Source organism: Halomonas sp. GFAJ-1, from assembly GCF_000236625.2.
In the GTDB taxonomy this organism is placed as follows: domain Bacteria; phylum Pseudomonadota; class Gammaproteobacteria; order Pseudomonadales; family Halomonadaceae; genus Vreelandella.
Genome location: NZ_AHBC01000018.1, coordinates 1 through 11,440, shown reverse-complemented (window position 1 = coordinate 11,440; position 11,440 = coordinate 1). Strand labels below are relative to the sequence as shown.

Genomic DNA, 11,440 nt, shown 5'->3' with positions numbered 1-11,440 from the left:
AGGCGGTGTCGGCCCGCTCAATACACTCGACTTGCAGGTCTGGCTGCGCCAGCGCGCGCTCAAGCACCCAGCGGATAGCGCGGTCATCGTCGACAATGACCACCCGTGCAACATCGGTACGTGTCGCCTCAGTCATGACGCTTCTCCGGTGAAATTAATAACCAATGGAATCAGTAAACGAAATTCGGTGTGGCTGGGTCGTGAATCGCATTCGATCAACCCTTGATGTTGGTGCAAAATTGACTGAGCAATGGATAGCCCCAGGCCGCTGCCTTCAGCGCGCCCAGAAACCATGGGGTAGAAGAGCGTTTCGCGTAATGCATCAGGAATACCAGGGCCGTTATCAATCACGCCTACTTCGCTCACTAACCGGTGGCGCTCGGCCCCCAGGGTAAACTGGCGCTTGGCACGGGTACGCAGGATGAGTTCTGGCGCGGGGGTGCCTGCATCGCTCATGGCCTGAACCGCGTTGCGGGCGACGTTAAGCACCGCCTGAATCATCTGCGACTCATCGCCAGAAAGGTCAGGCAGGCTAGGGTCATAGTCGCGGGTGACCGCTACGTGAGGGTGCTCGGCGATGAGCAGCGCCCGCACCCGCTCCAGCACTTTATGAATATTGACCGGCTCATGTTTCACGATGCGGTTGGGGCCAAGCATGGAGTCCACTAGGTCACGTAGGCGGTCCACCTCTTCGACGATGATATGGGTAAATTCACGCAGCGCTGGGTCGTCTAAATCTCGCTCCAGCAGCTGTGCTGCTCCACGAATCCCCCCTAGTGGGTTTTTAACTTCATGGGCCAAGCCGCGGGCTAAAATTTTGATGGTTTCCTGGCGGGTGGTTAACGCTTCTTCCCGGGAAATTTGCATCAGGCGGTCGCGGGGTTCTACTTCTAACAGCAGCTCATCTTCTGAAAGGGGGGTAACGGTGTAATCCACCGTGAGGGGCTCGCTATTTAGCGGCGTAATGCGCGCCTCACGCTGGGTAAAGGGGTGAAACGCATCCCGGGCTTTGGCCAGCACGTCATCAATGCTATCGCCACTGCCCAGCAGGGTATCCAGACTGATATTCTGTACACGGCTTAGGCTAACGGCCAGTAATGCTTCAGCAGCAGGATTCATCCAGCGAACGCGTAGCTCGCCATCCAGCAACAGTACCGCCGTTGTGAGATGTTCTAACAAACGTTGATACATGGCATACCCTGACTAAGTGAGCTGACGTAATACGCTAAAACAGTGTGCTGAGAATCTTCTTTCGGGCATACGCATGATTCAGCATATAAAGGCGCGCTGCCGATTGTGCAGGAAGAACTGCAAAAAGCACGCCAACTATCGGCAAGCGCCGAGTTGCACGGCTTGAGGGCATCGTTTCCCAACATGGCGAGACGTTCTAGCGCAATGTAGCGGTTTCTTCGCGATGTCAATGCACCACTATAGTGCATAGCTACTCGTCAGTAACGGTAATGCTCACCGGATCAGTGCGGTGCTGCACCCGGCCGCTGCTATCGAGCAACTCAGCCTGAAGCCGGTGCTGGCCCTGGGACAGGCCCGTCAACCAAAATGCATCGCTATTCAGCGCTGTCTGGCTAAGCTCACCGTTCACCAATAGCTGAACTTTGTGATCTTCCCGCAGCGGGGGTGACACGTGCAGCTCGACGGCGGTCATGCCATCGCGAATAGCTGCCCCACCCTGGGGCGCGCTAATCACAAAGCGGTCGTAAGGCATAAAGGGCTGCCCAGGGCTACCCTGGCGACGCGGCGCCGATGGGGCAGCGCGGGGAGACGTGGAAACGCTCGGCAGCGGTGCTAACGTCAGCGCTTCGCCGCCGCGCTCCGGGTTATCGGTAAAGGTGACCCTGCCCTGCTCATCCAGCACTCGGTAAACCGTTTGTGCTTGCGCAGCGCTTACCCACATGCACAGCACGAGCAAAGCGCCTGTGAATAAACTCTTTTTTGCCTCAAAACGCCGCCCAAACGCCATCGCGCCCCATCCTTTACAGTGTTTGTACCAATAAAAAACCCCGCCGAGGCGGGGTTTCAGTGCTTATTACAGTGCTGATAGAAGTACTGATAGAAGTACTGATAACAGTACTTACTACTGTACTTGTTAGCGCACTTACTTCGCTACTGACAACCACCGCCGGGGTGATAGTAGCAGCTAGGTATTAATAACGCTGATTAGCAGCTGTAGTACATGTCGAACTCAATGGGGTGAGTCGTCATGCGGATACGCTCAACGTCTTCCATCTTCAGTTCGATGTAGGCGTCGATCATTTCGTCGGTGAACACGCCACCTTCGGTTAGGAACGCGCGGTCAACATCGAGTGCTTCCAGCGCTTGATCCAGGCTGTTTGCAACGGTCGGCACTGACTTGCCTTCTTCTGGCGGCAGGTCGTACAGATTCTTATCCATCGCATCGCCAGGATGGATCTTGTTCTTGATACCGTCGATACCGGCCATCAGCATGGCGGCAAACGCCAAGTAGGGGTTGGCCGTCGGATCAGGGAAGCGCGTTTCGACACGCTTGCCTTTCGGGCTAGCCGTGTACGGAATACGGATAGAAGCAGAACGGTTGCGGGCACTGTAGGCCAGCATTACCGGCGCTTCAAAACCAGGTACCAAACGCTTGTAAGAGTTAGTCGACGCGTTAGTGAAGGCGTTCAGAGCGCGGGCGTGCTTGATGATGCCGCCAATGTAGTAAAGCGCCATTTCAGACAGGCCAGCGTACTCGTCACCGGCGAACTGGTTCTGACCATCTTTCCAGAAGGACTGGTGGATGTGCATACCTGAACCGTTATCGCCCACCAGCGGCTTCGGCATAAAGGTAGCCGTTTTGCCGTAAGCGTGAGCCACATTGTGGATCACGTACTTCATTTCCTGAACTTCGTCAGCCTTCTTCACCAGCGTGTTGAACTTAACGCCGATTTCGTTCTGACCCGCGTTGGCAACCTCGTGGTGATGAACTTCCACGGTCTGGCCAATCGCTTCCAGGGTGTTACACATAGCACCACGAATATCATGGAAGCTGTCTACCGGAGGAACCGGGAAGTAACCGCCTTTCAAGCGTGGACGGTGCCCCAAGTTGCCGCCTTCAACAACGTTGTCGGTAGCCCAGGCGCCTTCGTCAGAGGTGATTTTGTACATAGAGCCCTGGATATCGGACTTCCAGTGCACTTCATCAAAAATAAAGAATTCAGGCTCAGGACCAAAGAAAGCCGTATCACCCAGGCCGGTAGACTGCAGGTAGGCTTCTGCACGCTTAGCGATAGAACGTGGGTCGCGGTCGTAGCCCTGCATAGTAGCCGGCTCGATAATGTCGCAACGCAGAATCAAGGTAGCGTCTTCGGTGAAGGGGTCCAGGAAACCAGTACCGTCTTCTGGGCGCAGAATCATGTCGGATTCATTGATGCCCTTCCAGCCGTTGATGGAAGAACCATCAAACATCTGGCCGTTTTCAAAAAACTCCTCGTTCACATCCCGAGCAGGAACAGTAACGTGCTGCTCTTTACCGCGGGTGTCGGTGAAACGCAGGTCTACCCACTTAACATCATGTTCTTCAATTAGCGCGAGAGTCTTGGCTGACATAGTGTCCTCCGGTATGAGCGTGGCTTAAAGCGTAAAACAGAAAGCTATCGATAAAAATGTTATTCGACAAAACATTCAACACGCTAAGGGCATGTGTCACGTTTGTCATTCTGCTTCGCTCAACGTTTGTCTGGCGATAAAGAGCAAAACGTCCAGCGTTATTCCAAACCGGCTATCGTTGTAGCACGCCACAGGGCTTCTGCCTACGACACGCTAGCCGCTAAACAACTGTTTCCAAAATATAAAGCATAGAGCATGCCAACTTTGCACCAATATGGCATTAAAAAATAGCAAGCCATTGTATTTATTAATTTAAAACTTCTTTAACCATGCCTCTTCATGTGGCATGACGCCTATAAGAGCAGCCCTGCCTTGCCATCAATCCAGAAAAGTGCACCAAAAGCACACAATCAAGCACCAATTTGCATCAAAGTGGTGCATGAAAAAACCATAACCCTCATTTTTATTAAGCAACTTTAGCTTGCTACTTAAAGAAACCAAGAACTACAATAAATTACAATTCAATAGGTTTTATAACATGGGAAGCCGCCTTCATGGGTACGGTCTGCTTTATTATTGACGCGCTGGTAACGGGTGCCCGCTTACCACGCCACCTCCACTCCATTCGGCAGTCCGGCCATTCAGACCATCTAGTACCCATTATTGTCACTCATACTCGTGCTGATAATCGCTTGGCAGACTTGGAGCAACGCTACCAAGTGCACTGCGTAATTACCCCCTCCCAGCCACTAGGTGCACGCCTGAACCAAGCTGCTTATATCAGCCAAGCGGAGTGGCTGTTTATCGCGCTAAAGAAAAAAACCATCGCCCCAGAGCAGTGGGACGAGATTATTGCCCAGCTAGATACCTCTTCTCTCGACGCATTGATCATTGTAAGTGCGCCGCCGCGCTGTTCTTCGCGCCTGCTGCAACGCTTTATAGGCTCTGCTATTACGGTGCCACCTTACATCGCGATTCGACGCGCCTGGTTAGAACGCTTAGGCAGGTTTGACCCCGAACTGGATGAGCCAGCGTTGGTAGACTTACTGCAGCGCCTTTATGCCTGCCCCACACGCCTAAAAACCATCAGTAGCAATACCCTACGCTCACAGCACGGCTTATTTGCTAAAGACGATACACGTTACCCACTCCACGCTTCACACCTAATCCCTTAATTCCCGCGTTTATACTTTTAAACGTTTGCCAAAAAGCATGGCGCCCCAGGTAGTCGTATTCGCCAATTTGTTGAGCGCTATAGAGCCGACACCCCCCACTACAATCAGCAGCACAGCGTATATAGGCAGGGGAAGCGCTGTGGGCCCGACAAAAAAGTCTGTGATTGCAAAAAACATCGGGTGGGCAAGGTAGATACCAAACGAATACGCATTGATATAGCGTACCCAAGGCGGCGCTCGGCGCCCCTTTAAGTAGCGCATTGCCCACAGCGTGAACAACACAAAAAAAGGAATCACCCAGACCTCTTTGGATGAAAAGGCCAGCCATCCCGCAAAGGTGGCCATCACAATGCCAACCACTAGCCCCATCAGCCATCCTGGCCGAGCCAACACACGTATCCAAGCGGGCAACTGAACCGTTTCCGTTTGAGACACTGCAGACGGCATCAAAAGGTAATAGCGCACCAACGCGAGCGCCAAAAAGAAGAGATACACCCAGCCCAACGGGGCAATCCAAAGCAAATAGCCAGGCGGCGCTACCTCTAGCCAATAAGCTACCCCCCAGTAAGCCATGCTTACGATGCAACTACCCCATAGCCAGAGCATAGGGTCAAAGCGCCATAGCTGCCAGCGGGTAAACAGCCAGTAGGCCGTGTAAAACTGCATAGCAATAATCAAGAAGTACCCATGCCAACCTGCAAAAACAAAATACTCCGTTGCATTGCTAATAAAGCCAACCGGCTCATCGCTGTTTTGTAATCGCACCCATTCAGCCGTCGAATAAATGAATCCATATACCAAATAGGGCAGCATGACGTACTTAACCCGCTGCCCTAGGAACCCCGACGGCACTTGTTTGTTGTACCGAACGGCAAACACAAATATCGAAATAAACAAAAAAATAGGCGTGCCGAGCACCAGCGGAATACGCATCAGATCGGTAAATACATTATCAACACGCTGATTTATATGGTCGAACCAGTGAAATAAGAAAACAGCGATACACCCATAAGCACGCAACCAGTAAATTTCCTCAACCTTCTGCATCCACCCTCCCAATGAGAAAACACCCTGCTAGGCTAAGATATGCTGCATAACCCTAATGCTATGGCGTACGACGTTTGTAACGTAATTTAATTCCTGGAGGACACGTGCTCATCTCTCCTTTAGCGTATTTTTTTAAGCGCGTTTGGCGCAGTTTAATTGCTTTTACCATCGGTTTGGCGATAAGCAGTTACACGATGGCTAGCGATATATCCCGCGAGCAATTCACCTCACCCACGCTAGGTCACGACTACCCTTATACAATTTATTTACCCCGGGGTTATGACAAAGATGCTCAAGCTCCCTACCCCGTTATCTATCTACTCCACGGCTCGTTTGGTAATGAGCTTGACTGGGCCACCCAGGGTAACCTTCCCCAAATAGCCGACCGACTAATAAGTGCTGGCCACATACCCCCTACAGTATTTGTCATGCCGGGCAGCCGAAGCTGGTGGGTAGATGGATATAACGAGCCCGCTCGCAGCGCCTTTTTCGATGACCTGTTACCGTATATCGAAAGCACTTATAACGTTGGTAACACTCGCCAACTGCGTGGGGTTGCCGGGCTATCCGCCGGTGGTTACGGCGCACTGAACTTCGCCCTAGAGCGGCCCGATATGTTCGCGGCTGTAGCGGCATTAAGCCCAGCAAGCTACGTGCCCACGCCGCCCGCAAACTCCTCAGCCAAACGACATCCCGCGTTTCAGAATGAGCAGGGGCAGTTCGACCAAGACCTGTGGACGCGGCTCAACTATACCGCTCACTTAGAAGAGTACCGCTTTCTTGTTACACCACGGCCAAGTGCGACTACCAGCGATATTCCCCCCGTACCGCTTTACATAAGTGCGGGGCGCCGTGATGTATTCGACGCGGAGTATCACGCTCGGGTACTACGCCAAGCGATGGAGCGTATTCAGCCAGGCTACGTGCGGCTCGATTTATACCCAGGCGGCCATACTTGGCGCGTATGGCGAGCAAGCCTGCCAGCAGCGCTAAACTTCATGTTTCAATATGTAGGGCGGACCGAGGAATAAGCCACAGCTGGGCTCCCTCTGCTAGCGTTGGCGGTGTGTTAAGTAATAAGGCAAGCTTCACCTGAAAATGCCCTCTCAGCATTGAAATACTGCATTGGCGGAATGACACCTTCACTATCTACACTGAAGATAGGCAACTATTTTTTATCCATTTTCTCACTCACTACTAAGGATACTGCGATGCATAAGCATATCGAATGGGATGACCCAGGCAGCGCCAGCGTAGCGGAATACTTTAAAAACGACCCGGATCACATGCCGCCCTACCCAGGCGCCATTCTTTCAGCCCGCTACATGGGCAAAATTATACGCGTGAAAGTTGAAACCTACCGAGAAGAGGATGCCGTCAGCATTGGCAGCGTCGCAGCTATCCTCGACAAATATGGCCACCGCTTTCAATCCCATCAGAAACTCGACATGGGCGATATAGTGCGCCTGCCCGATGACAAACGCGCGATGGAGCACTGGCAAGAAGACGAGGACGATAAGGAGGAAGAGAAAGAATAACCCCACCAACGCCGTCCAGAAAACTCAACTAAAAACGCCTGGGCGGCGTAAGCATTAGCGCACTTACAGCGGTGGCCCGGTGTGTAGCGATGTCCTACAGTCAGTTTCAAAGCTACCTGGGCGGCAGCGAAAGGCGAACTGTTTCACCAGACTCTCAACTCAAAGCTTCTAGTTTTCATCAATACGCTAGCGTGAACGCGTCTTACAATACTACTGATCTTCGTCATACTTAGCCTCCTCTATTTGCACGCTAATTTTTCGCCTACACCGTGCTACGCTTAGCGCTACTGCTCCTCTTGATAGGCTTTCGCCATGCATGCTTTTCGTCTTATTGCCACCTTGGTTACCACCTTGGTGATCGCCCTGCCTGCGCATTCACAAACCCAGGCAGATTGGGCGGCTTACGACGAGGTATTTGAAAACGGGGCGCGCCACGCAACGTGGTGGGATGCGGGCTGGACGGGTATTTACGCAACTAGCTTAGTGGTCAATGCTTATCAGTCCAGCGAGGCGAATAGCCGTAACGACCGCTTTGATGCGCGGGTGGGCACTATAAAGTCCGCCTTGGCACTGGGTGGGATGTTGGCTGACCGCCAGCCACACCAAGCGGCACTGGTTGAGTATGAGCGTTTAAAAGCACGTGGCGAGCTAAGCGGTGTACAGGCGTTAGGGTTGGAGCTTGCTCAAGCTGAACAGGCACGCTACGGCGTTGAGGCGCGCATTAGCTCGCTAGTAGTCAACACCCTTGCCGGGGCTGTGATTGCCGCTGATGGCCGCGAGCGGGACGGTGCGGTGAACTTTGCTACCGGCATGTTAATCAACGAGCTGCAAATCTGGACCCAGCCCAACCAAGCATCAAGCGCGATTAACCGCTTTCAGCCTGCCCGCATGTCGTTAGGGCCTGTTACGCTAAATGGCGAGTACGCACTGCTTATCTCCCCGCAACACATTGGCGCCACATGGCGCTACTAGCACTTTTCCGGCACTTCTCTACCGTTAGTGCTTTTTTCACACCATATTTGCCATTGTCAGTACGGTGGGGGCGCGTAAAATACGCGCCAAACTTTTTTGTTTTATTAAACGTTATGTTATAACTTATTAATCGTAGACGGAGTCATCCATGAGCGAGCGAACGCATCGCCATAATCGCGAAGGGCCCTGCCACTTTTCACTGATGTCACTTTCCGCCACCAAACGGCTTGGCTTAGTGGTTCTGCCGCTGCTGGTGCTGTGGGGGTTGGTGGTCTGGGCGGGTGGGTGGCCATTATGAGCAAGCCCACCCTTTCACGCTTGGAACTGCATGACCTCCACCTTGCCCAGGGCGGGCGCACCGTACTCGAGCATGTAGACGGTGATTTTAAACCCGGCGCGATTAGCGCTCTGATTGGCGCCAATGGCGCCGGTAAAAGCACCCTGATTCAAGCCATTATGGGCGAGTTACGGCCTACCAGCGGCAAAGTAGTGTGCACGGTTGATAAAGCCCGCCGTGCGTGGCTACCTCAACAGTTGGCGCTAGACCTGACCTTCCCCATGAGTGTGGAAGAGCTGGTAATGACCGGCAGCTGGCCAAGCCACGGGGCGCTAAAAGGCTACTGCGCGGCGCATTATCGTAAGGGCCGCGAAATTATGGCGCGGCTGGGTATTTCCCACTTGGCCCACCGGCCGCTAGGTGAGCTTTCCGGTGGCCAACGCCAGCGGGCCCTGATTGGCCGCACCCTCATGCAGGAAGCTGAGCTACTACTGCTTGATGAACCGTTTGCCAACGTGGATAGCGATACAGTGGATATTTTGATTCGCATTTTGCGCCAAATGGCCGACGACGGCACCACGATTATCGTGGTGTTGCACGATATGGATCATTTGCGCCGCTTGGCAGATGAGGTGCTGATGCTAAACGGTGGGCATGCGCGTTGGATGGCGCCAAGTGCGCTTAACCACCAGCATGCGCCAGCACAGGTGGTGCCATTTACCTTAGGGGGGCATCATGCTGGCACTGCTTGATGCGTGGTTTATTGCGCCCTTCGATTACGGGTTTATGCGCCGTGCCGTGGTAGGTGGTTTAGCGCTTTCATTAGCGGCCCCGCCCCTTGGGGTGTTCTTGGTGCTGCGCGGTATGAGCTTGATTGGCGATGCCATGGCCCATGCCATTCTGCCCGGTGTGGCGCTAGGTTTTCTGCTGGCGGGCTTTTCGCTCCCCATTATGAGCGTTGGGGGCGTGCTGTTTGGGCTGCTGGTGGCACTGCTGGCGGGGGCGGTTTCCAAAATGGGCGGGCAGCGGGAAGACGCTGCCATGGCGAGCTTCTTTATTATCTCGCTGGCCGCTGGGGTAATGCTGATCTCGATTGGCGGCAGCAGCGTGGATTTAACCCACGTGCTGTTTGGCTCAATTTTGGCGATTAATTCCACGGCGCTGGTGCTGATTGCTTCGATCAGCACGCTGATAGTGCTGACCTTGGCAGTGATTTTCCGCGCACTGGTGGTGGAGTGCTTGGACCCTCTGTTCCTACGTGGGCAAAGCGGCCGCAGCGGCTGGGTACACAGCGTGTTCTTGGGGCTGCTGGTGCTGAATTTAACCGCCGGCTTTCAAACCCTGGGCACATTGATGGCCGTGGGGCTGATGATGCTGCCCGCGACATCGGCACGTTTTTGGAGCAAGCGCCTAGAGGGCTTGATCGGCATTGCCATTGTGTTGGCAATGATCGCGAGCACAGGCGGGTTGCTGCTCTCGTTTCACCTGGATATTCCCTCTGGGCCGAGCATTATTTTGCTGGCAGGGGTGGGGTATCTACTGTCGGCACTGTTCGGCCGCTACCACAGCTTAGCCGCTAAGCTGCGGCGTAAAACAACGCCGCTTGCGCTTGAATAGGTGCCATCACGTTTATTACTTAAAATGGTAAGGAGTGTTGTATGTCGCTTTCCTCTTCCTCGCGCTGGCTCGTAGGTGTCTCCGCAATGCTGGCACTACCTGCGGCCATTGCTAACGAGCGGGTTAACGTTGTCACCAGTTTCTCTATTTTGGCTGACATGGTCGAAAATGTCGGTGGCGAGCACGTTAACGTTACCTCGTTAGTCGGCCCCGATGGCGATGCCCATGTTTACTCCCCTCGGCCTGGCGATGCCCGCGCATTAGCCGAAGCGGATGTGGTCGTTTTTAATGGCCTGCTGTTTGAAGGCTGGATGGAGCGATTGATCGACGCAAGCGACTACTCGGGGGTTTTAGTAACCGCCACCGAGGGTATTAACGCCCTTGCATATAACGAACACGATGAGCATGGTCATGACGATCATGGGCACGACCACCACGGTCATGATGATCATGACCACGGGCATGACGACCATGACCACGGACACGACGACCATGGCCACGGGCATGACGACCATGACCACGGGCACCACGATCACGAACATGGCGATGATGACCCTCACGCTTGGCAGGATCTGCAGCAAGCTAAGGTGTATGTAGCGAACATTCGTGATGCGTTAATGGAAGCCGATAGCGCTAACGCCGATACTTATCAGGCCAATGCCGAACAGTACCTCGCTGAAATGGCGGAAGCAGATGCTGAGATTCGCGCCCTGATTAGTGAAATCCCCGCCTCTGCAAGCGTGATTACCGGTCACGACTCGTTTGGTTACTTCTCTCGCGCTTATGGGGTGAACTTCCTTTCCCCAGTAGGGCTTTCCACCGAAGCTGACCCAAGCGGTGCGAGCATGGCGGCGCTGGTGGACGTGATTGAGCAGGAGAATGTTAAAGCGTTGTTCCACGAGAACATGACCAATCAGTCGATCATTGTTCAGCTAGCCGAAGAGACTGGCCTACCTATTGCCGGCACGCTCTACGCCGATGCGTTGGCAGCGGAAGGTGAGGCCAGTACTTACCTAGGCATGATGCGCCACAATGCGCGTGTACTACACGATGCGCTGGCCGAGCCGGGTCATGACGATCATGGTCATGATGACCACGACCACGACCACGACCACGACCACGACCACGACCACGACCATCATGGTCATAGTCACTAAACGTCACTGCACACGTTTAAAACCGCCGAACAGGCGGTTTTAAACGTGTGCAGTGACGTTTAGTGACTATGACCA

Annotated in this window: 12 protein-coding genes; 8 read left to right on the top strand and 4 right to left on the bottom strand. The window is 53.7% G+C overall.

Going from position 1 to position 11,440, the window contains the following annotated elements; translation table 11 throughout:
• Positions 1–132 precede the first annotated feature (132 nt).
• The 3 genes from glnL to glnA all read right to left on the bottom strand — a co-directional run bounded on the left by glnL (position 133) and on the right by glnA (position 3,582).
• Positions 133–1,191, bottom strand: a complete 1,059-nt coding sequence (gene glnL / locus MOY_RS04670; RefSeq protein WP_009097043.1) for a nitrogen regulation protein NR(II) — start codon at positions 1,189–1,191, stop codon at positions 133–135.
• A 250-nt stretch (positions 1,192–1,441) separates the two neighbouring features.
• Positions 1,442–1,978 carry a DUF4124 domain-containing protein gene (locus MOY_RS04665; protein WP_009097042.1) on the bottom strand — a complete coding sequence of 179 codons (537 nt, stop codon included), beginning with the start codon at positions 1,976–1,978 and terminating at the stop codon, positions 1,442–1,444.
• Positions 1,979–2,175: 197 nt separating this feature from the next.
• A complete protein-coding gene (gene glnA / locus MOY_RS04660) occupies positions 2,176–3,582 on the bottom strand; it encodes a glutamate--ammonia ligase (RefSeq protein ID WP_009097041.1) in 1,407 nt (468 codons plus the stop codon).
• Positions 3,583–4,136: 554 nt separating this feature from the next.
• Between glnA and MOY_RS04655 the strand changes: the two genes are divergently transcribed.
• On the top strand, positions 4,137–4,757 hold the full coding sequence (locus MOY_RS04655; protein WP_009097038.1) for a hypothetical protein: 621 nt from the start codon (positions 4,137–4,139) through the stop codon (positions 4,755–4,757).
• Between the two features lie 9 nt (positions 4,758–4,766).
• Here the strand turns inward: MOY_RS04655 and MOY_RS04650 are convergent, their stop codons facing one another.
• Complete coding sequence (locus MOY_RS04650) at positions 4,767–5,804, bottom strand: acyltransferase family protein (protein ID WP_009097036.1); 1,038 nt, start codon at positions 5,802–5,804, stop codon at positions 4,767–4,769.
• A 194-nt stretch (positions 5,805–5,998) separates the two neighbouring features.
• On the opposite strand from MOY_RS04650, the gene MOY_RS04645 reads away from it, so the two are divergent.
• The 7 genes from MOY_RS04645 to MOY_RS04620 all read left to right on the top strand — a co-directional run bounded on the left by MOY_RS04645 (position 5,999) and on the right by MOY_RS04620 (position 11,365).
• Positions 5,999–6,835, top strand: a complete 837-nt coding sequence (locus MOY_RS04645; RefSeq protein ID WP_082429668.1) for an alpha/beta hydrolase — start codon at positions 5,999–6,001, stop codon at positions 6,833–6,835.
• A gap of 180 nt (positions 6,836–7,015) precedes the next feature.
• The gene (locus tag MOY_RS04640; RefSeq protein WP_009097032.1) at positions 7,016–7,342 is read left to right on the top strand and encodes a hypothetical protein; all 327 of its coding nucleotides are present in this window, start codon (positions 7,016–7,018) and stop codon (positions 7,340–7,342) included.
• Positions 7,343–7,654: 312 nt separating this feature from the next.
• Positions 7,655–8,314, top strand: a complete 660-nt coding sequence (locus MOY_RS04635; protein WP_009097030.1) for a hypothetical protein — start codon at positions 7,655–7,657, stop codon at positions 8,312–8,314.
• 148 nt (positions 8,315–8,462) lie between these two features.
• The gene (locus tag MOY_RS17350) at positions 8,463–8,612 is read left to right on the top strand and encodes a hypothetical protein (RefSeq protein WP_168183922.1); all 150 of its coding nucleotides are present in this window, start codon (positions 8,463–8,465) and stop codon (positions 8,610–8,612) included.
• Positions 8,609–9,343, top strand: coding sequence for a metal ABC transporter ATP-binding protein (locus MOY_RS04630; RefSeq protein WP_009097026.1), 735 nt, complete (start codon positions 8,609–8,611; stop codon positions 9,341–9,343). Before MOY_RS17350 ends, MOY_RS04630 begins: the two co-directional genes overlap by 4 nt.
• Complete coding sequence (locus MOY_RS04625; protein WP_009097025.1) at positions 9,327–10,208, top strand: metal ABC transporter permease; 882 nt, start codon at positions 9,327–9,329, stop codon at positions 10,206–10,208. The genes MOY_RS04630 and MOY_RS04625 overlap by 17 nt, the downstream gene beginning before the upstream one ends.
• A gap of 41 nt (positions 10,209–10,249) precedes the next feature.
• Positions 10,250–11,365 (top strand): metal ABC transporter solute-binding protein, Zn/Mn family, encoded by a 1,116-nt coding sequence (locus tag MOY_RS04620; protein WP_009097023.1) that lies wholly within the window; start codon positions 10,250–10,252, stop codon positions 11,363–11,365.
• Positions 11,366–11,440: the final 75 nt, after the last annotated feature.